The 21580-nt window shown below is 66.0% G+C and carries 23 protein-coding genes; 7 read left to right on the forward strand and 16 right to left on the reverse strand.

Going from position 1 to position 21580, the window contains the following annotated elements; genetic code table 11:
- Positions 1-2: 2 nt before the first annotated feature.
- The 4 genes from M0208_RS11020 to M0208_RS11035 are packed head-to-tail and all read right to left on the reverse strand — an operon-like array spanning position 3 to position 3774.
- Positions 3-1094 carry an NAD(P)/FAD-dependent oxidoreductase gene (locus M0208_RS11020; RefSeq protein WP_258891746.1) on the reverse strand — a complete coding sequence of 364 codons (1092 nt, stop codon included), beginning with the start codon at positions 1092-1094 and terminating at the stop codon, positions 3-5.
- Positions 1073-1762: a methyltransferase domain-containing protein gene (locus tag M0208_RS11025; protein ID WP_258891747.1), complete on the reverse strand. Its 690-nt coding sequence runs from the start codon at positions 1760-1762 to the stop codon at positions 1073-1075. Before M0208_RS11025 ends, M0208_RS11020 begins: the two co-directional genes overlap by 22 nt.
- A complete protein-coding gene (locus M0208_RS11030) occupies positions 1759-2826 on the reverse strand; it encodes a type III polyketide synthase (protein WP_258891748.1) in 1068 nt (355 codons plus the stop codon). Before M0208_RS11030 ends, M0208_RS11025 begins: the two co-directional genes overlap by 4 nt.
- Positions 2827-2862: 36 nt before the next feature.
- Positions 2863-3774 (reverse strand): glutathione S-transferase, encoded by a 912-nt coding sequence (locus tag M0208_RS11035; protein ID WP_258891749.1) that lies wholly within the window; start codon positions 3772-3774, stop codon positions 2863-2865.
- A gap of 230 nt (positions 3775-4004) precedes the next feature.
- Between M0208_RS11035 and M0208_RS11040 the strand changes: the two genes are divergently transcribed.
- A complete protein-coding gene (locus tag M0208_RS11040) occupies positions 4005-4979 on the forward strand; it encodes a fumarylacetoacetate hydrolase family protein (protein WP_258891750.1) in 975 nt (324 codons plus the stop codon).
- A 54-nt stretch (positions 4980-5033) separates the two neighbouring features.
- Here M0208_RS11040 and M0208_RS11045 read toward each other — a convergent pair whose 3' ends face one another.
- The 6 genes from M0208_RS11045 to M0208_RS11070 are packed head-to-tail and all read right to left on the reverse strand — an operon-like array spanning position 5034 to position 9742.
- Entirely contained in the window at positions 5034-5690 is a 657-nt protein-coding gene (locus M0208_RS11045) for a TetR/AcrR family transcriptional regulator (RefSeq protein WP_258891751.1), read from the reverse strand.
- Between the two features lie 57 nt (positions 5691-5747).
- Complete coding sequence (locus M0208_RS11050; RefSeq protein ID WP_258891752.1) at positions 5748-6395, reverse strand: RraA family protein; 648 nt, start codon at positions 6393-6395, stop codon at positions 5748-5750.
- On the reverse strand, positions 6392-7048 hold the full coding sequence (locus M0208_RS11055) for an RraA family protein (protein ID WP_258891753.1): 657 nt from the start codon (positions 7046-7048) through the stop codon (positions 6392-6394). The genes M0208_RS11050 and M0208_RS11055 overlap by 4 nt, the downstream gene beginning before the upstream one ends.
- Positions 7045-7707, reverse strand: coding sequence for an RraA family protein (locus M0208_RS11060; RefSeq protein ID WP_258891754.1), 663 nt, complete (start codon positions 7705-7707; stop codon positions 7045-7047). The genes M0208_RS11055 and M0208_RS11060 overlap by 4 nt, the downstream gene beginning before the upstream one ends.
- Position 7708: 1 nt before the next feature.
- On the reverse strand, positions 7709-8722 hold the full coding sequence (locus tag M0208_RS11065; protein ID WP_258891755.1) for a protocatechuate 3,4-dioxygenase: 1014 nt from the start codon (positions 8720-8722) through the stop codon (positions 7709-7711).
- Positions 8723-8737: 15 nt separating this feature from the next.
- Positions 8738-9742, reverse strand: coding sequence for an amidohydrolase family protein (locus tag M0208_RS11070; RefSeq protein ID WP_258891756.1), 1005 nt, complete (start codon positions 9740-9742; stop codon positions 8738-8740).
- A 199-nt stretch (positions 9743-9941) separates the two neighbouring features.
- On the opposite strand from M0208_RS11070, the gene M0208_RS11075 reads away from it, so the two are divergent.
- A complete protein-coding gene (locus tag M0208_RS11075) occupies positions 9942-11189 on the forward strand; it encodes a flavin-dependent oxidoreductase (protein WP_258891757.1) in 1248 nt (415 codons plus the stop codon).
- 64 nt (positions 11190-11253) lie between these two features.
- Entirely contained in the window at positions 11254-11793 is a 540-nt protein-coding gene (locus M0208_RS11080) for a MarR family winged helix-turn-helix transcriptional regulator (RefSeq protein WP_258891758.1), read from the forward strand.
- Here the strand turns inward: M0208_RS11080 and maiA are convergent.
- Together maiA and M0208_RS11090 are read right to left on the reverse strand one after the other, a co-directional pair.
- Entirely contained in the window at positions 11765-12379 is a 615-nt protein-coding gene (gene maiA / locus M0208_RS11085; RefSeq protein WP_258891759.1) for a maleylacetoacetate isomerase, read from the reverse strand. The two genes, M0208_RS11080 and maiA, sit on opposite strands and share 29 nt — an antisense overlap.
- Positions 12376-13080: a fumarylacetoacetate hydrolase family protein gene (locus M0208_RS11090; RefSeq protein WP_258891760.1), complete on the reverse strand. Its 705-nt coding sequence runs from the start codon at positions 13078-13080 to the stop codon at positions 12376-12378. The genes maiA and M0208_RS11090 overlap by 4 nt, the downstream gene beginning before the upstream one ends.
- 78 nt (positions 13081-13158) lie before the next feature.
- Here M0208_RS11090 and gtdA point away from each other — a divergent pair, with 78 nt between their 5' ends.
- The 3 genes from gtdA to M0208_RS11105 all read left to right on the forward strand — a co-directional run bounded on the left by gtdA (position 13159) and on the right by M0208_RS11105 (position 17179).
- Positions 13159-14211 (forward strand): gentisate 1,2-dioxygenase, encoded by a 1053-nt coding sequence (gtdA, locus tag M0208_RS11095; RefSeq protein WP_258891761.1) that lies wholly within the window; start codon positions 13159-13161, stop codon positions 14209-14211.
- Positions 14212-14456: 245 nt separating this feature from the next.
- Positions 14457-16790 carry a TonB-dependent receptor gene (locus M0208_RS11100; protein ID WP_258891762.1) on the forward strand — a complete coding sequence of 778 codons (2334 nt, stop codon included), beginning with the start codon at positions 14457-14459 and terminating at the stop codon, positions 16788-16790.
- A gap of 2 nt (positions 16791-16792) precedes the next feature.
- Positions 16793-17179, forward strand: a complete 387-nt coding sequence (locus tag M0208_RS11105) for a limonene-1,2-epoxide hydrolase family protein (RefSeq protein ID WP_258891763.1) — start codon at positions 16793-16795, stop codon at positions 17177-17179.
- Here the strand turns inward: M0208_RS11105 and M0208_RS11110 are convergent.
- From M0208_RS11110 to M0208_RS11120, 3 genes are read right to left on the reverse strand one after another with little or no spacing between them, the layout of a single operon-like run.
- On the reverse strand, positions 17176-18285 hold the full coding sequence (locus tag M0208_RS11110; RefSeq protein WP_258891764.1) for an NAD(P)-dependent alcohol dehydrogenase: 1110 nt from the start codon (positions 18283-18285) through the stop codon (positions 17176-17178). The genes M0208_RS11105 and M0208_RS11110 overlap by 4 nt on opposite strands.
- Positions 18282-18749, reverse strand: coding sequence for a nuclear transport factor 2 family protein (locus M0208_RS11115; protein WP_258891765.1), 468 nt, complete (start codon positions 18747-18749; stop codon positions 18282-18284). The genes M0208_RS11110 and M0208_RS11115 overlap by 4 nt, the downstream gene beginning before the upstream one ends.
- Positions 18746-20008 (reverse strand): cytochrome P450, encoded by a 1263-nt coding sequence (locus M0208_RS11120; protein ID WP_258891766.1) that lies wholly within the window; start codon positions 20006-20008, stop codon positions 18746-18748. The genes M0208_RS11115 and M0208_RS11120 overlap by 4 nt, the downstream gene beginning before the upstream one ends.
- 146 nt (positions 20009-20154) lie before the next feature.
- Between M0208_RS11120 and M0208_RS11125 the strand changes: the two genes are divergently transcribed.
- Positions 20155-21195: a LysR family transcriptional regulator gene (locus M0208_RS11125; protein WP_258891767.1), complete on the forward strand. Its 1041-nt coding sequence runs from the start codon at positions 20155-20157 to the stop codon at positions 21193-21195.
- Here the strand turns inward: M0208_RS11125 and M0208_RS11130 are convergent.
- A complete protein-coding gene (locus tag M0208_RS11130; RefSeq protein WP_258891768.1) occupies positions 21192-21566 on the reverse strand; it encodes a hypothetical protein in 375 nt (124 codons plus the stop codon). The two genes, M0208_RS11125 and M0208_RS11130, sit on opposite strands and share 4 nt — an antisense overlap.
- Positions 21567-21580: the final 14 nt, after the last annotated feature.

Consider the following 21580-nt stretch of genomic DNA (forward strand, 5'->3'; position numbering starts at 1 on the left):
GTTCAAGCGATTTCGTGCGGTATCCGCGTCGCGCTCGCGCTGATCCCGACCAGCGGCGGGAAAAGACGTGCCGCGGCAAGCAGTAACGGCGCGGTGGCACGGTTCTCCGCCAGCATCCGGATTACGCCCGCCACCGCGATCGGCCGGGCGATGCGGCGTCCGAACGCGCGTTGCCAATCTGCGCCATCGCCACCTCCGATTCGCGCCGCCGCCGCCGACACCCCACTGGCGATCGCGATTCCCATGCCTTCGCCCGCCAGCGACGGAATGACGCCAGCCTGGTCGCCGAGCCGGAACAGCCCCGCGACGCCCTCTGTCGCGCGCCATCCGTAGGGCACGTTGGCGACCGCATCGAGTCCGCCGCCCTGCCGGTACGCCAGCCGCTCGCCTAGTTGCGGATGATCGCGCGCGAGGCCGGCGAGCAGTTTTTCGGGATCGCCCGCCTCCTGCAGCCGTGAGCGATGCACCGCCATGCACAGATTGCCCGCGCCATCCTCCTGAAGGTCCAGCCCGGCATAGCCGCGATCGAAGGCGTGGAGTTCGATCGCATCGCCGACCAGCCGTGTCAGTCCCGGCGCAGGGCCGAGCCGGACGCGCAGGCCGAGCGCCGGGTCATTTCCGCGCGCCGCGGCGGGCCGCACGAGGCCACGCACGTCATGCTTGCCGCTGGCCAGGAACAGCGCGTCAGCCGCGATCGACGACCCGTCGTCGAGCCGAACTTCGTCGTCGATCGCGCGCACCGCGACGCCGCGCTCGACCGCCGCGCCGTCATCGATCGCGCGCTGGAGCAGGAGCGTGTCCAGCCGGTGTCGCGAAACGCCCTTGGCCGGGGCGGGCAGGGGGGCCTCCGTCGTCCGATCGCCGACGAACAACCGCACCCGCGAAATGCTGGCCGGGTTCAGGTCGTCGGATGCGACGCCCAGCCGCTCCAGCGCGGCGAGCGTCCGCCAGCTAAGGAATCCGCCGCACAAGGCATCGCCCGTCTCGCGCGTCCGCTCGATCAGCAGATGCGGTGCCTCGGCGCGCGCCAGCATGATAGCCGCCGCCGCGCCCGCCGGGCCGCCACCGACGATCAGCGTCGGCGTTCGACGCACAGCCGGAACGGAAAGACGCGGTGGACTGTGGCATCCGCGATGCCGGCCTCGGCCAGGATCGGCGGCCATTCGGCGGGTCGATAGCTGCGTGCGATCGACAGCGTGCCGTCCAGCCGCACAATACGGTGCCAGCCGAACACGCGCGCAAGAATCGGGAAACCCCAATGCGCGAAACCGTGTCGGTGGAGGTCGTTGACCAGCCAGCCGACCGCCGCGTGATGCTCCATGAAACGCAGGAAGGCGATCAACTGGTCGTGTGTCATATGATGCACAACGATGCTGGAGATGACGAGATCCCAATGTTCGCCCGCCAGATCGGCATAGTCGCCGGTGATCCAGCGGATGCTGCTGCCAGGCGGCGTATGCGCACGCGCTGCGCGCTCGCTGCGCGGGTTCAGGTCGATGCCGACCAGATCGAACGTGCGTCCGTGCCGCGAACCCCACCGCTCGATCCGCCGCAGCATGTCGCCGTCACCGAACCCGACGTCGAGCAGGCGGTACGTCCCGCCCGCCTCGGTTACGCGCGACAGGAAACCCAGCGTTGGCCGCGCCGCCATCGTCACGACATTGACCTTCGCGAGATCGCCGACGACCGCGGCGTAGGTGTCCGCATCCAGATCGTCGGCGTCCATCAATTCGTCCTGCTGGGCGCGGACGGACAGGGTCACGGCGCGCTCGCGAACGCAAAACCTTCGGCGGCAAGGCCGGGACCGAAGGCGAGCGCGACGCCCTGTTCAATCCGCGGACCGCCCAGCAGGCGCGCAAGAACGAACATCAGGGTCGCCGACGACATATTGCCATCCTGTCGCAGCACCGCGCGCGATTCGGTCAGCGCATCGCGCGGCAGGTGCAGCGCACTTTCTACCGCATCCAGGATCGACCGGCCACCGGCATGGACCGCCCACCCGTCGATCGCCTGCGGATCATGCCCGCCGGTCGCCGCGCGTGCGAAATCCCGGTCGGCCAGACCCGTCGCAATCCGCGCGGGTACCTCGCCTGACAGATGCATCGCGAAGCCGCGGTCGGTGACATCCCAGCGGATCAGATCGTCCGAATCGGGGAGCGTCGTCGCGAACGGCTGGCCGAGTGCGAAGCCGCGCGGATCGGCGGTGACGATCGCGGCCGCTGCGCCGTCGCCGAATTGGAGCATCGCCAACAACGCCTCGATCTCATCGGTGGCTTGCAGGTGCAGCGTCGAGAGTTCCACCGTTACGACCAGCACCCGTGCGTCCGGTTCAGACCGCACGATGTGACGGGCGGTACGAAGAGCTGCGACCGCGGCGTAGCAGCCCATGAAGCCGATCAGCGTGCGTTCGACCGACGGCGACAGGCCGATACGTTTGGTGATGATCTGGTCGATGCCCGGTGCGACGAAGCCCGTGCAACTCGCCACCACAAGATGCGTCACGCCGCCCGGCGGCTCGCCCAGCGCTTCGATCGCCTTAATCGCGAGCGCGGGGGCGGCCTCGGCGTAGAGCGCCATCCGCGCGGCTGTGCCCGGATGCGGTTCGGCGGCGTAGAAACCGCCCGGACCGACCGGGGAGACGGTGGCGGGCAGCACCGACCATCGGTGATCGATCCCCGATCGCGCCGCCATCCGGTCGAACAGCCGCGCCTTTTCAGCCGGCAGCCGCGCACGCGCCCACGCCACGAAGGCGTGGTGGATGTCGTGGCCCGGCACCGCGGTGCCGATGGCGTTCAGGTAAGCGGACAAGATGGGTTCGGCCTTCAATTCATCCGCCCAACGCGCGAGTGCGGGGGGTCGGGCTCAGGCGGCGGTGACGGCATAGCCCGCACGCGGGAAATGGAGGTGGAGTTTTCCCAGATCGGCGGTGTCACGCGCGATCGTCACGCGCCCGGGCGACAGTGACACCAATGTCCCCGCGACCGGATCACGGCCATAGTCGTCGGCCGCCACCGTCACCGCTTCGCCCGGCGAAAGCCGCTGCGGATCGTCGGCGTCGTGCGGCAGGGCAGCGGCGGGCGTCGCGTCGCGCGCGATGGCCAACGCATCTGTGCCGGTGATCTCGGTCCGCGTCCCGTGCCCGATCGCGGCGATCTTCGCCCGCCAATCCTGCACGCGCGGAAATCCCGCCAGCAATGTATCGGCGAGTTCGGGGAAGATGTTCGCGACGAACCACACGTTCATATACGCCGCGATGTCGGCGATTCCGGCCGCATCGCCCGACAGGAACGGCGTATTCGCTAGCGCGCGTTCGATCCATGCGGCGTGCGCGCGCCATTGCGGTTCGGCCAGCGGGGCCATCGCCGCCATCGCCTGCGCGTCGAACGGCCGACCCGAGAGCGCCGCGCGGTCGGCGGCGAAGGCGGGATCGATGCGATCACCGATCCGCCCGAAGATCACGACGACGCTGGTCTGGAAGAACGCACGATCCGCCCAGAAATTCACCGCCCAGGCGGGACCGCGATCATGCCCCGGCGTGCGGCGCTCCAGCTCGGCGAGGATGACCTGACTGTCGAGGTAAACGTCCGCACCGATCTGCATCACCGGCGCGCGGCGATACCCGCCGGTCAGCGGGATTAGGTCGGGCTTGGGCAGCATGTTCGGCGTCAGCACCGACGCCCAGTCGAGCGCCTTCAGCCCGCACATCAGCCGCACCTTCTCCGAGAACGGCGACGCATCGTAATGGTGCAGGATCACGCGATCATCAGCCGGCATCGTATCTCTCCCGTATCGATCTGCGATACGCGCCACCACGGCGCGACGCTACCCAATCCGGGGGGCGAGGCGTCACGTAGAAAGCGCTGCATGCAATACCGGCACACATCTGACGATCATGATTGCCGTCATGTATAAATTCTCTATAACGGGAATAATAACCGACGGGCCGGACGGGTCATGCAGCGCGTCGATCCGGCGACCCGGCATCCGGAACAAGGAGAAGATGCGTGAAACTCGCCACCCTCGACAACGGCACCCGTGACGGCCGTCTCGTGATCGTCTCGCGCGATCACGCCCGAGCGGTTCCGGCCGACGGCATCGCCGCGACGCTGCAGGACGCGCTGGAACGGTGGAGCGAGGTCGAAGCGCCGCTCCGCGCGCTGGCCGACCGGTTGGCGGACGGGGAAGCGCCCGGTGCGATCGATTTCGTCGCGGGCGCCGCGCTGGCCCCGCTGCCGCGCACGTGGCAATGGCTCGACGGATCGGCGTACGACAGCCACGGGGCGTTGCTGCGGCTGATTTCGGGGCGGGATGCGCCGCCGAACGACGGACCTTTGATGTATCAGGGCCTGTCGCACCAATTCTATTCCGGCACCGCCGATTTTCCGACGCCGAGCGAGGCGAACAACATCGATTTCGAGGGCGAGTTCGGGATTATCGTCGACGACGTGCCGATGGGCGTGACCGCCGGCGAGGCCGCGGCGCACATCAAGCTGATCGTGCTGATCAACGACTGGTCGCTGCGCGGGTTCGCCCTGCGCGAATCCAGGATCGGCTTCGGCTGGGTGCAGGCCAAGCCGCCGTGCAGCCTTGCCCCGGTTGCGATCACGCCCGACGAACTGGGCGCGCACTGGCGCGACGGCCGGGTCGACCTGCCGCTGATCGTCGACTGGAACGGCGAGCGGTTCGGGGCGGCGGGTGGCTATGACATGAGCTGGTCGTTTCCCGAACACGTCGCGCATGCCGCGCGGACGCGGTCGTTGTGCGCCGGCACGATCATCGGCGGCGGCACGGTGTCGAACGAGAACTATCGCGAGGTCGGCTCATCGTGCATCGCCGAGCGCCGCGGCATCGAGACGATCGACGAGGGCAAGCCGCGCACCGGGTTCATGAAGTTCAGCGATCGCGTGCGGATGGAGGCGACCCTGCCCAACGGCGCGCCGCTGTTCGGGGTGATCGACCAGCAGGTCGTTCAGGGATGATCCACGAAGTCGCCGATTGAACGTCGCGCCGGACGCACCGCGCGCCGGCCAGCGTCAGCGTTTCCGCAGGCCATCGAGCACCAGCTTGCCCAGGAACATCTGGAAATCCGTGGTCAGCCTTTCCATGTCGGTGCTCTCGGGGACGAGTTCGCGGATCAGCGGTTCCGCCGATACGAAGAAGTCGCTCGCCCCGAGCACCGCCACGTACAGGAACAGAGGATCGGTCTCGACCAGTTCGCCGCCGCCATCGGCGCGCAGCAACGCGCGATAGAATTCGACCAGGTCGAGGTTCATGTCGCGGACGCGGGCGCGCGACTCCTCCGTGCCGTCCTCGGCCAGTTCTTCGAGCAGCAGACGGTGGAGAAACGGCGCACGGCGAACCAGTTGAACCGTGCGTGCGATATGGCTGGCCAGCGCAACGGACGGCTCGTCCTTCAGGTGGACGTTGCGCTGCGCGTGCGCGGTCACGCGATCGACAACCGCCACCAGCAAAGCGGCGCGATTGCCGAAATAATAGCGCACCAGCGCAGGATCGGCGTTCGCCTCTTTCGCAATGCGCGAGATCGTCACGCGCGCCGGTGGCAGGGTGCGCAACAGCTTTTCGGTGGCCATCAGCAGCCGTTCGCGCCCGACGTCATTCTCGCCCGAGACGGGCCGGCCTTTCCCGCGCTTCTTGGGGACAGCCTTGGATGGTGCGGCAGCCGTGGTCATCGCGGCGGTATCCTGTTTCTGGTCAGGCTTGGCAACCATCGCGATCCTCGGCGAGGGTCAGTTGGGCCGTCGGGGATCGCCCGTTTCGCCGAAGCCGTAGATGTCGATCGTTCGCTCGCCTGCCCGGATACGCGCGATCTTGTTCGCCTCGTCGCGCTCGCGATCGGCCCCGGCGTCCAGCGCCTTAACGACGCTCGACGCGGGGAGCACGATTACGCCATCGTGATCGCCGACGACCAGATCGCCGTGCGCCACCACAACGTCCCCGATGCGGATCGGCTGGCGAAGCCAGGCGGTCGCCTCATAACCTTTGATCGTGCCGTTCAGGCAAACGCCGTTGGCAAAGACCGGGAACGCCATCGTCGACAACCCAGCGACGTCGCGCACCCCGCCATCGATCACCAGCCCACCCAACCGCTGCGCCATCGCCGCTTCGTTCAATATGTCGCCCCAATAGCCCCATTCGATTCCGCCGCTGGTCGATACGACCAGCACGTCGCCGGACGCGGCCTGATAGAGCGCGCGGTGGATCCATAGATTGTCGCCCGCGGGCACGTGAACGGTGAACGCCGGACCGGCGACGCGCATGTCGGACGCGACCGGCTTGATCGCGGAGGGCAGCGCACCGATCCGCCCCGCCGCTTCGTGCAGCGTCGCCGCGCCGAGCCGGTTTGCCTCGGCAAGCTGGTCGGCGCTGTAGGTCACCGGGCCTCGCGGCGTTGTAGCAGGTGATATTGCTGCTGCCTGCGCGCCTCGTCGAGACGCAGCCCGCCAGCGATGGCGTCGCGGATGCGCATCTCGGCGGCGTCGATCGCCTCCGCTACCTCCAACACCTCGGCCTCGCGGTTCTGCGGGACGACGACGACGCCGTCAGAATCGCCGCGAACGATGTCGCCGGGAGACACGCGGACGTCGCCCACCGTGATGACGACCTGCGTCGCCTCCAACTGGACCCGGTCCTTGCCGGTGCGCATCGAATAGCTGCGGCTGTATATCGGATAGCCGAGATCGAGCGCGAGCTGCGTGTCGCGGCACGCGCCGTCGATCACCGTGCCGCCCAGTCCGCGCCTGTGCGCCGTGAAGGTCAGGATGTCGCCCCACACCGTCGCGTCGGGCCTTCCGCCGTTGTCGATCACCACGACGTCGCCCTCGGGCACGTCGTCGATAAAGTCACCTACGGTGCCGACCGGGTGGCCGACGGGCGCATAGGCCAGGGTGAAGGCGCGGCCGGCCAGCCGGTAGCTGTGGTCCAGCGGTTTGATATCGAGGCACTGGCCCGCGATGCCGAGCTTGTCGAGCGCATCGCTGATCGTCGCGGTGTCGAGCCTTGCGGCCCGTGCCACATTGGCGTCCCTCATTCGGTCGTCTCCAACAAGTGCTCGTAATCACCGCCCATCACGATCGAGACGGGATGGCCGGCGAGCACCGCCTTGGTCATCCTCGCCTCGCGCGATGCGATCCGTTCGGCGGCGGTCAGCACGTCCGCGATCCGGGCGGCGGGCACGAACGCAGCGCCACTGCCGTCGGCGACTACCCAGTCGCCGGTCGCCACGGTCAGGTCGCCGACGGTGACGGGCACACCGGTGGCGCTCTCGTAGATGCGGCCTCGCGCGGTTCGCGCGGTGCTCCCCCGCGCGTAAACCGGAAAGCCGATGTCGGCGGCTTCGTCGACGTCGCGCGCCAGCCCCTCGACGATGACGCCCGCGACGCCGCGCCCGCGCGCCGCATTCGACAATATGCCGCCCCAACCGGCGCATTCGACGCCGGTGCGCTGCTCGACGACGATCACTTGGCAGCGTTCGGCCATTTCGATCGCGGTGGTGCACAGGTGGCGCGGAGTCGCACCTTCCGGCGGCGTGCCCGCGGCGAGTTTCACGGTGATGATCGAGCCCGAGATGCGTCCCTTGGCGGCACGTGGGGTGAGTCCCGTCACCGAAGGTGGCAGGCCCAGCTGATCGAGCGCATCGGACACCGCGCAGGCGTCTAGCCGCGCGAGGCGGGTGGCGAAATCATCCATTTCAGTTCCAGTACACGAAGCCGTTGGCAGTGCCGGTGCCCGCTTCGGAACGATAGCAAGGCTGGTAGTCGACCACATCACCAGCAAGTTCGGTTTCGAACAGCGCGCCCGCCGCCGCGATCCAGTTCTTCAACTCGCTGGTACCGGACTGCAGCCAATCCTCGCCGATCGCGCACAGCGCTTCAGCGTCGCGGGCCGCCAGCGCGTCGAATATCTGCTGGTCGAACGCCTCGTCGATCACGAAATGCGACATGCCGCCGGAGCCGAAAATCGCGACCCGCGCGTCCGATTTCCACGCCTTGATCGCACGGCCGACCGTGCGTCCCATCTCGAAGCAGCGGCGCGCAGTCGGCTGGTTCGGCGGGAAGAAGGTGTTGGTGACGATCGGCACATGCGGGACGACGGAATCGCGCATGATCTGGCGATAGACGAAGCCGAAGGCGTGGCCGATGCCGCTGTGCCAATGGTTCTCCAGCCGCGGCAATCTGTTCGCGCGCGTGATGTCGAAGCTGTTCGAGACCAGATCGCGGATCAAATAGTTCGCCAGTGCCGGGTGGCCGGGATATTCGGTGTAGGCGGGCGGCTTGTGGCCCGATTCCGCGGCGTGGATGCCCGGCGGGTGCTTCGCGGCCTGCTCGGCGGACGATGGTTCGTTCCACACGACATCGCCGTTGAAGATCGTGAACGCCGGCATCAGCGTTTCGTTGAACATCTCCTGCTGATCGTTGCCGAAGATCACCGCGACGTCGGGCTTCGCCTGCGCGTAGACGTCGGCCATCCGGTCAATCGCGGTGCGACAGGCGGCATTCCGCTTCGTCCGCTCCTGAAGCGAGCTTTTCTCGGTCAGGCCTTCATCGCCGCGCATCGCCACCAGCGTGTCGAAATCGTAACGGCCGGTCTTGTACCAATGCTGTTTGTTGGCGTGATCCGCGGGCAGCCGCAGCAGCCACTCCTCGGGCGTCGTCGATAGGGTGGGGCCGTGCGTGGTCCACATGCCGAGAACGATCTCTGCCATGGCAATCCTCCAATATCAGACGTCGAGCCTGAACACCCGCCGCGCATTGTCCTCGAAGATCATCTTCTTTTCCGCATCGCTCAGCCAGTCGAATCCGGCGATGATCGGGGCGATGTGGTCCATCGTGCGACCGTCGTCGCCGGCCACTTTTGACCCGACGCCGGGGCATTCCGATCCGAACAGGCAACGTTCGGGGCCGACCGTCTTGATCAGCAGGCGCAGCGCCTCCTCGCTGTACAGCACCGTATCGTAATACAGTTTGCGCATCCGTTCGGAGAACCGCCAGGTCGAACCCGGATTGATCGATCCCGCCTCGAACCGGCCGATCTGATAGGGGATCGCGCCGCCGCCGTGGCTGACGACGATCTTCAGGTCGGGGAAATCGACCAGCACGTCCGAATTGACCAGGTTGAAGACCGCCGTCGTCTCCTCGTTGATGAAGTGCAGCGAATAGGGTTCTCGGTCGGCGCGCGATCCGGTCGCGTGGATGTGCGCAGGCAGGTCGAGTTCGCACAGTTTCTCGTAGAGCGGATACCAATAGCGCTCACCGAGGCCTGGAGGATGCGTGCCGGTATTTTCGTACGGATCGGGATTGAGCAGGCAGCCCTTGAAGCCCAGCGACACGCAGCGTTCGAGTTCGGGCAGCGTATTCTCGATCGGCTCGCCCGCGACCTGCGGCAAGCCGCACACGCCGACGAACATGTCGGGAAACAGGCCCATCTGGCGATGGATGATGAGGTTGCACTCCTCCACGAACCAGTGAACCGCGCGCGCCGGTTCGAAACTGGACATCATCTGGAACGGGCGTGGTGAAATCAGCTGCAAGTCGGTGCCGTGCCGATGCAGCATGTCGAGATGGCCGCACGGCGCCATTTCCTTCTTGTTCGCCGCGCGGCGAATATCGTCGTCGCTGACGTTGACCTTGCCGCGCCCGTGGCTGCCGCGGTGCGACAGCACGCCCGCCTTGTAGGCCCACAGTTCGGTCGGGGCGCTGACATGCCCGTGGCAATCGATGATCATCCGGCCCCCTCCGCCACGACTGCTGAATCGGCGCGGCATCGTCAGACGTCTGATATTATAGCTACGCGCGTCGCGCAACCGGTTTAGGGTTATAATTCAGCAAGACAAGAATATTTGACGCTCCGGTTGACACTTCGGCATGCAAGCGTGATTAAATACAGACGTCTGACGGATTCTCGTTGGAACGGGAGAGGTTTGGATGGCGACCGCAGCACCGCTGAAGATCGCGATCGTCGGCGGCGGCATCGCGGGCCTCGCGTTGGCGCTGGGACTTCACCGTCACGGCATCGCAGCGCAGGTCTATGAGGCGGCACCCGAGATCGCGGAAATCGGCGTCGGCATCACGTTGCTGCCGCACGGCATGCGGGAAATCGCGCTGCTCGGCCTGGCGGACGAGATGCTCGCCGCGGGCATCGAGAATCGGGAGAGCGCGTTCTTCAACAGGTTCGGGCAAAAGCTGTATGCCGAGGCGCGCGGCAAATATGCGGGATATCCTCATCGCGAGGTCGGCATCAATCGCGGCCGGTTGCACGGCATTCTCCTGGCAACAGTGCGCCAGCGTCTCGGCGTTGACGCGGTCGTCTGCGATCATCAATTCGTCGGGCTTGATCAGAGCGGGTCCGCAGTCACGCTGCATTTCAGGGCGACGTCAGACGGGTCGTCGTGCGCGCCGGTCACGGCCGACATCGTCATCGCCTGCGACGGCATCAACTCCGCGGTGCGCCGCTTGTTCTACCCGCAAGAAACGGTCGCCTTCACCGGCATCAACACGTGGCGCGGGGTCACGCGACGCAAGCCGATCCTGGGCGGCCGCACCTATATGCGGATCGGGTCGATCAGGACCGGTAAGATCGTGGTCTATCCGATCGCCGACGAGGATTCGGGTAACCAGCTGATCAACTGGATCGCCGAGATCGAAACCGGCAGCAATCACCGCAACGACTGGAACCAGCAGGGCGACCGGCGCGACTTCCTGCCGATCTACGAAAGCTTCAAGTTCGACTGGCTGGACGTGGGGCAATTGATCCGCGACGCCGACACCGTCCTGGAATATCCGATGGTCGACAAGGATCCGGTCGATCGGTGGACGTTCGGCCGAGTGACGTTCGCCGGCGATGCGGCGCATCCGATGTACCCGCGCGGATCGAACGGGTCAGCGCAGGCGCTGATTGACGTGCGCACGTTGGCCGACCTGCTGGCGGCGCATGACGATCCGCGCGCGGCGTTCGCCGCCTATGAAGCGGAACGGCGGCCCACGACCGCCGAAATCGTGCGCACCAACCGGGTCAGCCCGCCCGACATCATCAACCTGAGGGTCGAGGAACTGGTCGGTGATCGCCCGTTCGACGATCTCGACGACTACATCTCCCAAGCGGAATTGCGCCGGCTGTCGGATCAATACAAGCGCATCGCGGGCTTCAGCGTGCTGGAGGGGACGCGCACCTGACGGATTGCGCCGCGGGTCAAATCGGCTAACCACCGGCTGGGAGAGGCTGTTTGAGAATGCGCGCGTGACGGACGATCGGAACCCGGCGGAGCGTTCGCTGGACGAGCTTTACCGGCGGCCGGGGTTCCTGCTGCGCCGGGCGCATCAGATCAGCGTCGCGCTGTTTCTGGAAGAAGCCGCCGGACTTGCGCTCACCACCACGCAATATGGCGCGATGGTCGTGCTGCGCGCGCGCGGGAGCCTGGATCAGGTCGGGATCGCGACCTTGGTCGGGATCGACCGTTCGACGACCGCACTGGTCGTCGGCAAGCTGGAGGAAGCGGGCTATATCGAGCGCCGCGACGACGCGGTCGACAAGCGCCGCAAGATCATCACCTTGTCAGCGGCCGGGCACGCCATGCTGGAGCGCGTGTCGCAACCCGCAGCGCGCGCCAGAGAACGCGCGCTGGAGCCGTTTTCGTCAAAGGACGCCGCCAGGTTCCTCGCCTTGCTGGAACGGTTCGTCACCGCGTTCAACGAACAGACCCGCGCCCCGATTCACGCAGGGACCGGCGAAAAGCGGCCCAAACGCGTCGTCAAACCAAAGGCGGCGCCGCGTTCCTGAAGGCAGGGGTTTCGCCCGCCCGATCGGCCATCGCGGTCAGCCGCGGGAACGGCGTCAGATCGACCTTAAAGCGGCGTGCGTTGAACATCTGCGGCACCAGGCATGCGTCGACGATGTTCGGCGCATCGCCGCCCGCGAACGAAGTGTCCGGCAGCAGCTTTTCCAGCGTGGCGAACCCCTGTTCCACCCAATGCCGATACCAGCCGTCGACCGCCGCCTTGTCCTGCCCCAGATCGTGCTCGAGATACTGCAGGATGCGCAGATTGTTGATCGGGTGAATGTCGCACGCGATGGTCAGCGTCAGTTCCATCGCGCGTGCGCGTTCGATCGGGTCGGCCGGGATCATCCGCGGCTTGGGGTGGAGCGCATCGAGATAGTCGATGATCGCCAGACTCTGGCCTAGGCGCAGGCCGCCCACCTCCAGCGCAGGCACCAACCCGGCCGGATTGACCGCCAGATACTCGGGCGAACGCTGCTCGCCCGCGCGCAGGACGTAGTTGCGCTTTTCGTACGCCAGCCCTTTCAGGTTCAGGACGATGCGCACGCGGTAGCTTGCCGACGACAATGGGAAGTCGTGCAGGATCATGCGAAGTCGGCTTCGCGCTCGCCGATCGTCACCGTCAGCGGTTCCAGCCCTGCGATCGTCACCTCGATCACGTCACCCGGCACCACCGCCCCGACGCCCGCCGGCGTGCCGGTGAAGATCAGGTCGCCGGGCAACAGCCGTTCGAACCGGCTGACATAGGCGATCGTTTCGGCGCAATCCCAGATCAGGTCGCGAATGTCGCCGTCCTGCTTCAGGTCGCCGTTCACGCGCAACTGGATCGGCCCGGACGCGATATGCCCCTCGGCCACCGGACGGATCGCCGCCATCGGGGCCGAAAAGGCGAAGTTCTTGCCCGTGTCCCACGGCCGCCCCTTTTCGCGCGCCTCGAGCTGCACATCGCGCCGCGTCATGTCGAGTCCGACTGCATAGCCGAACACCAGACCCAACGCGTCCGCCTCGTTGACCTTCGCGCCCTCCTTGCCGATCGCGATCACCAGTTCGGCCTCGAAATGATAGTTGGCGGTTTCGGACGGATAGGGGATCGTCGCGCCGTTCGGCGCCAGCGCATCGGCCCATTTGGTGAAGAAGAACGGTGCCTCGCGGGCCGGATCCGTCCCCATCTCGCGCGCGTGCGCCTCGTAGTTGCGACCGATGCAGATGATGCGCCCAACGGGAAAGGTCTCGGCGCTTCCGGCGATCGCGGCGGCGGGGCGTTCGGGGAGCGTGAAAACGTGCGACATGATCAGTCCTCTGACGATTGTGTGGCAAAACCGTGGACAAGCGCGCATAATGACGCAAGCACAAAAGGATTCCTGCCGATGGCCACGCATGCCCGCCCCAGCAATCTCGATGCCGCCCGCGACGATTTCTACGATCGCCTCGCGCCCGAATCTTTGGCTCCCTTGTGGAAGGTGCTGTCCGCGCTCGTCACGCCGACGCCACGCACCCCGGCGGTCCCGGCCGCCTGGTCCTTCGACCGTATCCAGCCGCTACTGATGGAGGCGGGTGAACTGATCACCGCGGCGGAGGCCGAACGCCGCGTGCTGATCCTCGAAAACCCCGCGCTGCCGGGCCAGTCGCGGATTACCAGCACGCTCTATGCCGGGCTGCAACTGATCCTGCCGGGAGAGGTCGCGCCCGCCCACCGCCACGCGCAGAACGCGCTGCGCTTCGTCATGCAGGGCGATGGCGCGTTCACCGCGCTCGACGGCGAACGCGCGTACATGCATCAATACGACCTGATCCTGACGCCTGCGTGGCTGTGGCACGATCATGGCAACGAAACCGATCAGCCGATGATCTGGCTCGACGGCCTCGACATTCCGCTGGTCCAGATGCTCGACGCCAGCTTCGCCGAACACCGCGAGGATCGCGGTGCGTGGCCGACCTCGCGCCCCGCGGGCGACGCCGCGCTGCGCTGGGGGCGCAACATGCGCCCGGTCCATGCCGGGCGCGCGGAGGGACAGGGCAACCCGCTCTTCATCTACCCCTTCGCCGAGTGGCGCGAGACGCTGGATGTGCTCCGCCGGAGCGAAGCCCCACACGCGCATGACGGCTATCTGATGGAATTCACCAATCCGGTCGACGGCGGCCCGGTGATGGCGACGATGTCGGCCTTCGCGCGGCTGGTTCCGGCCGGGCTCGAGACGCGCGCGGCGCGATCGAGCGACGGCACGATCAACGTCGTCGTCGAGGGAACGGGAACCCTCTTCATCGACGGTGCCGCCTTCCCACTATCCCCCAGCGGGATCGTCGTCGTCCCGTCCTGGACCGAACGCCGGATATCGGCCGACAGCGACCTGGTTCTGTTCAGCTATTCGGACCGGGCAACGCAAACGAAGCTGGGGCTGTGGCGCGAGCGACTGGAATAGCCGGACCGACCGCGGCCTTGGGAGAAAACGCAAGGCTCGTCCCTTCTCCTCAACTCACCCTGCCGCGTAGCGGATCAGTATGTCGGCCATTCATCGCGGCGTCCGATCGATCGCGGTGCAAAACCGATTGGACCTGTTTCCTCCGACATACCTAGTCTCGGGAAAATGGCGAACCAGCCTCGGGTGGAGCGCCGACGAAGATCGAGCAGCCGGGTCGACCGGCGCCGTCCAGGGGAGGATGAACGATGCGGCTTTCCTATCTCCGCGACTGTGGACTCCTTGCGCTCACCGCGGCGGCGGCCGTGCCGCAGACGGCGCTCGCGCAGGATGCCGCCGCACAGCCGCGCCCGGCCGATCCGATCGACGCGGCGCAAAGCGAACCGGGCGGGCTGGAGGATATCGTCGTCACCGCGCAGCGCCGTGCGGAATCGGCGCAATCCACCCCGATCGCGATCACCGCGATCGGCGGCGATACGCTGGCCAGCAAGGGCGTGTTCGAAGCGGCCGACCTGACGCAGGCCGTCCCCAACCTTCAGATCGCTGCGCCGTTCGGAAAGGCGCAACCCAATTTCGCGCTTCGCGGCATCTCGATCGCGAATGAATATAACGCCAACACCGCATCGCCGATCGGCGTGTATATCGACGATGCGTATATGAGTTCGCGCAACAGCCACGGCATCCAGCTATACGATCTGGAGCGCGTAGAGGTGCTGCGCGGGCCGCAGGGCACGCTGTATGGTCGCAACACGACGGCGGGCGCGATCAATTTCATCACGCACCGTCCGGAGCTGGACAAGAACGGCGGTTACGCCGAGGTCGGCTACGGCAATCAGGATCGCAAGAGCGCGCAAGGAGCGGTCAATCTGGTCGTCGATCCGGGCAAGCTCGCGATCCGCGGGGCGTTCGATTACGTCAATTCCGACGGCTATGTCCGCAATCTGTTTCCCGGCCAGCCCGATGCGCAATCGGAGGATTCGATCGGCGGCCGGGTCTCGGTCCTGTGGAAGCCGGACGAGACCTTCACCGCGTTCCTGAAGGGCTATTACGGCCGCAGCAATCCGTATGCGGGCGCGGTCCACGGCATCGGCACCGGCGCGGGCGGGGTCAATCCGCTGACCGGCTACACCCGCCAGAATCTCGATTTCTATGAGATCGAATCCTTCCACATCGGGCGGTACAAGATCGAATCGAAGGGGGTGCTGTTGACACTGTCGAAGGAGCTGGGCGACGCGCTGTCGATCTCCACGCTCACCTCCTACGACAAGGCGATGCGACGGATTGATCAGGAAGGCACGCATTCGCCGTTCGACCTGCTCGACGTGTTCTACCGCGACGATTCCGAACAGTTCAACCAGGAGGTCCGGCTGAACTACGACCGCGACGGGGTGAAGGCGATCCTGGGCGGTTACTACGGCTGGGACCGGGTCGACGTGTTCAATACCTTCACCTTCTTCCAGTTCCTGAAGCCGGTGGTGCCGTTCAATTTCCCCAACAGCGGGTTCGGCGTGGATTCGAAGTTCAGCCAGACGCGGCGGTCTAAGGCGATCTTCGGGCAGGTCGACTACGATCTGACCGACCGGCTCTCCGCGACGATCGGCCTGCGTTACACCTGGGATACGCTGCGTTACTATCGTGGCAATGCCAACATCCTGGATTACGACGGTAATCCGGTGCTCAACACGGTCGGCAATCCCGCAGATTCGTTCGATCCTGTGAACGCGCCGGGCGTTGGGCCGTACAATCCCAATTCCTTTCTGACCCGCGCGCGTGACGACAAGGCGCTGTCAGGGCGGATCGGGCTGAACTATCAATTCACCCCCAGCGTCCTCGCCTATGCGTCCTACAGCCGCGGCTATCGTGGCGGCGCGGTCAACGGCGGGGGCTATCTCGGCAACCAGCTGGTGTCGCTGGTCGAGCCGGAAAAGGTCGATGCCTACGAAGCGGGCGTGAAGTCCGAACTGCTCGGGCGGCGGCTGCGGCTCAATCTTGCGGGCTTCTACTACAGCTACAAGAACCAGCAGCTGCAGGAGGTGATCGGCGCGGTCGCGGTGCTGCGCAACGCGCCGAAATCGACGTTGTACGGGTTGGAGGTGGAGGCGACCGCGGTGCTGGCCGACCGCCTGACCGCCAATGCCTCCGTTGGGTTGCTGAAGACCGAATATGACGGACTGACGCTGTCCGGTGTAAGCCTCGACGGGAACCGCCTGCCGTTCGCGCCGAACTTCACCTTCAACGGCAGTTTCGACTGGACGGTCGCCGATTTCGGCAGCGGCAAGGTCAGCTTCAGTCCCAACGTCAGCTACACCAGCCAGCAATGGTTCTCGCCCTTCAATGGCGATCCGTCGAGCACCACCGACACGATCACGAACCGGCGGCAGCAGCAGAAGGGATACTGGCTGGTCGGCGGCAATCTCGGCGTGACGATGGAGAGCGGGTTGTACGCAACGGCCTGGGTCAAGAACCTCTTCAATCAGGACTATTACGTCTACGGCCTCGACCTGCGGGCGAGCTTTGGTTACGATTATCTCGCGCTCGGCGCACCGCGCAGTTACGGCGCAACGGTCGGCTTCCGCTTCTGAGCGTGATCGATCCGGCGCGTATCGTCGAAAATCTGGTCGCCGCGTTCAACCGTCGCGATCGCGCCGCGGTGTACGCCGCGCTCCACGACGATATCCTGTGCGTCGGCATCCCGCTGCCGCCCGCGCACGGCAAGGCGGCGGCGACCGTGTTGCTCGATCCTTTCTTCGACGCCGAGGAAATCGACTGGCGGATCGTCGCCATCGCCGCGTCGGGGCCGATCGTGCTGACCGAACGGATCGACCGTTTCCGCTTCGCCGGGCGGGACTGGACCGAAGTGCGCGCGGCGGGCGTGTTTCACATCGCGAACGATGGCCGGATCATCGCGTGGCGCGACTATTTCGACATGGCGGAGCTGGTCGCAGCGCTACCGCCAAGTGCGGCTGGCTAAGGGATAAGCACCACCTTCACGCATTCGCCGCGCGCCTGCGCCGCGATGGCTTCGTTGATTTCGGCAAGCGGATAGGTGCGGATCAGGCGGTCGAACGGGAAGCGTCCCGCGCGGTGGTGCGCGATCAGCTCGGGGATGAAGACCTGAGGATCGCTGTCTCCCTCCATGATGCCGATGATCCGCTGCCCGAAGGTGATCGCGGCGGCGATGTTGACCGTCAGCGTGGCGTCGGCCGTGGCGGGGACGCCGACCAGCCCGATCAGCCCGCGCGGGGCCAGCGCCGCCAGCGCCGCCTCGATCACCGCGACGCGACCCGATGTGTCGAACGCGAAATCGACGCCGCCGGGCAGGATCGCGCGGATCGCGGCTGTCACGTCGCCGTCCGCGGGATCGATCGTGTCGGTCGCGCCCAGTTCGATCGCAAGATCGCGCCGCGCCGCGACCGGTTCGACCAAGATGATGCGCGCGCAGCGCTGGATCGCCGCGCCCATCACCGCCGCCAGCCCGACCGGCCCGCCGCCCAGCACGACGATCGACGATCCGGCCGGGCACGCCATCGACCGCATCACGCCGCCCGCGCCGGTCTGGAATCCGCAACCGAGCGGCCCGAGCAGCTCAAGCGCCGCGGCCGCGTCATCGACCTTCACGACATTGCGCGCACGGACGATCGCGTGCCCGGCGAACGACGACTGGCCAAAGAAGTGCGACGCGACCGCCTCGTCGCCGTTGCTGAGCGCGGTCGAACCATCGTCGAGCCGCATCCCGGCGTAATTTAGCGGCGGAAACTGCGCGCAGTAACTCGGAAGTCCCTCGTCACAGCGCGCGCAGGCCCCGCAACTGGAAAAGCCGAGCACGACACGGTCGCCCACCGCCAGCCCGCTTACCCCGCCGCCGATCGCCGCGATCGTCCCCGATCCTTCATGCCCCAGCACCGCAGGCAGCGGATAGGGCGCGAACTGATCGCGGAAGATCAGGTCTGTGTGGCACAGGCCGACGCCCGCGATCCGCACCAGCACCTCGCCGTCGCGTGGTTCGTCGACCGACAATGTCTCGATCGCGAACGGCGCGCCCGGTTGTCGCGCAACGGCGGCGATCGTGTTCGTCATCGGTCCGTCTCCGCACGGCCCAGCGTTCCCACGCTATCGCCGACCTCGCCGCCGAGCGCCGCCCAACCCGTACCGATCGGACGCCGTGAAAGGAAATCGATCGTCGCGGCGGTATCGAACGCCTCGGTCACCTGATCGATGCCGTCCGCGCCGCACCGGACGAACAACGTATATTCGTTCTCATACCAATCGCCCGCGAACAGCGACCAGGCGCGATAGGTGAAGCGCACCGCGCTCACCGCGTCATCGCCCGCTTCGTCAAGGACAGTGACTTCGCAATCGGGGCGGTGATGCTCGGTCCAGACCTGGCGGTTGAACGCGACCACCGCCTCGCGTCCGATGAGTCGCGGCACGCCGAGCGAGGCCGAGATCGTCCATTCGATCTCCGGCGCGTAGAGCGCCGCCATCGCATCGACATCGCCGAAGCGCGACGCCAGCCGACCGGCGGGGGTGTTCGGGATCACGCGCGATCCTTGGGCCGAAAACGGATCGGCAACCGTTTCAGCCCCGATACGAAATTCGCCTCCACCCAGGCGGGTTGACCGGCCAGTTCGATATCGTCGATCCGCGCGAGGATTTCGGTGAACAGGATGCGGATTTCCAGCTTGGCCAGCGCATTGCCGAGGCACAGATGCGGGCCGTAACCGAACGCGATATGCTTCTTCGCATCGGCACGGTCGACGCGAAACTCGAACGGCGCATCGAACGCCGCGTCATCACGATTGCCCGAGGGGTAGCACATCATCAGATTGTCGCCCGCGCGCACCTGTTTCCCGCCGACCTCGCAATCGCTGACGGCGGTGCGGAAGAAATGCTTCACCGGCGTGGTCCAGCGGATGAATTCATCCACCGCGCCCGCGATCAGCGACGGGTCGGCGCGCAGTTTCGCCATTTCCGCCGGGTTCTGGATCAGCGCCAGCAACCCGCCAGAGATCGCCGAACTCGTCGTGTCATGCCCCGCCGCGGCGATGATCAAATAATAGGCATGGCGCTCCGCCTCGCCGATCGGCTCCCCGTCGATCGTCGCCGTCGCCAGGATCGTCGCGACGTCGTTCTGCGGATTGGTGCGTCGGTCCGCGGTGATCTTGCTGAAATAAGCGTTGAAGGCGTTGGAGGCCTCGACCATCGACGCCATGCCGTCGCCGCCGCCGGTTTCGGCATCGGTGTTGCCGAATATCTTCTGCGACAGCGCCAGCATCAACGGCTCGTCCTCGCGCGGCGCGCCCAACACGATCATGATGGTGCGCAACGGATACCAGGCGGCAATATCTTTGGCGAAATCGCACGCGCCGCCCATCTCGATCATCCGATCGACCGTTTCGCGGGCCAGCGCGGTGATCTCCTCCTCCAGGTTGCGGACGCTCTTCGCGCCGAACCACGAAGCGGTGAGCGCGCGGTACGCGCGGTGATCGGGGTTATCCATCGCCACCAGGTTGCGTGCGAAATTGCGGCTGCCGGTCTGTTCGAACAGCATGTCCTCATCCGCGATCGTGACCAGGAACTGGCGCGGGTCGTTCAGGAAATTGGCCGCGTTCAGCTCCACCGCCATGATGTCGGCGTGCCGTGTCACCGCCCAGAACGGGCGATAGTCCGGCGGATCGGTCCAGTGCACCGGGTCTTCGCGACGCAGGGCGGCGAACGCCGCATGATAAGCGTGTTCGTCGCCGTAGGTCTTGGGGTCGGTGATGATGTCGTCGATATTCCGGGCGAGCGTCTGCGACACGGTTCGTCTCCCTCTCCTCCGGTAAGGCTGAAGGGTAGACCGCGGCCCGTCCAATCGACTTTGCGCAGCGATCGATCACGCGTCCCGATGAATGGAGCAAATGGGCCGTACCGGCCAAATCTTGTGTGCATCTATCGACCCTGCCGATGAATATGATAGTCTTCCGGCCGAGCGATCGACGACAGATCGCCGGTCAGGAGGACAGGATGTTCCACCCCGATCTGCGCCTGCTGCGCAGTTTCGCCGCCGTCGCCGGAGAGGCGTCGGTCACGCGCGCCGCCGAACGACTGCACCTGACGCAGCCGACCGTATCGGGGCAGATCAAGGAGCTGGAGCAGGATCTCGGCTTTGCTCTGTTCCACCGCACGACACGCAGCGTCACGCTGACCGTGGATGGAGAGCGGTTGCTGCCGATCGTCATGACCATCCTCGAACGGACGGAATTGCTACGCGCCGAAGTGGCGACGATGCAGGTCGCGCGCGCGTCACATTTCCGCTTGGGCGGCGCGATGTACAGCATGGATTTCGCGGACCGGATCGCGTTGATGGACGCCTTCGATGCGGCCCATCCCGCAATCCGGTTCACGATCGATAACCGCCTGCAGAGTTCGCAGCTGCCCGATCTGATGGGCGAACGGCTGGACGCCGCGTTCCTGCTCGGCATCCCCGTGCCGGTGCTCGATCAGGCAGACCCGCGTGATGGAAATGCGGGTCAGATCATCAACGAAACGCAATATCCCGACAGCCTGGAACGCGTCGTCCTGTGCGCGCGGCAGATCGGGCTGCTGGTGCCGCAGGATTCGCCGCTCGCCGCATTCGCCACCATCCCGCAAGACGCGCTCGCCGGACAGGAGGTCGCAATGTTGAGCGGAGAGCACGGCCACGCCTTCGTCGATCCGATCGCGACCTTCCTGCGCGGCTGCGGCGCGACCCCGGTCATTCCATCGGAAGGCAACGCGCTGGCGATCGAACGATATGCGGAACGGCACGCGATGTGCGCGATCGGTATCGGCTGGTTCCCGGTGTTGCCCGGCCTGGCATATCGGCCGGTCGAGGGCATGAATTTTCACATGGAGTTGTCGGTCGTGCTGGGAACCGGCGCCAATGCGGCGGCCCGCAACTTCTTCGCCTTCGCGCGCGACTGGCAGGCGGCGCGATCCGAAAACGGTCGCAAGATCGCGGCTTAACCCCAGGAACCGTCCATGTACGTCGAGTTCCAGACGTCGGTGATCCGCCCGTCCTGCACGCGGAACACCTCGATCCCGCACAATTTCCAGTTCGGATCCTTGCCGGTCGCGTTCCACACCGTAGTGACGTGGCGATCGTCGCCCGACAGCACGACATCGGCGAATCGCGGTTCCAGTTCGGCATGTTGCCCGGCGATGCGCGCGACCTGTTCGTCGTGGCTTAACCGGATGACGCCGTTCGCATCGTGGCGCGTGATCGGGTCGGCGCAATAGGTCCGCACCAGCTCCGGCTGGTTCCCGTCCCAGATCGTATGCAGGTAGATATCGACGACCTCTTTGGCCGTCATGGTGGTGCGTACCTCCTCGGTCATCCGTCCTGCCTTTC

The organism is Sphingomonas sp. SUN019 (assembly GCF_024758705.1).
GTDB lineage: Bacteria > Pseudomonadota > Alphaproteobacteria > Sphingomonadales > Sphingomonadaceae > Sphingomonas.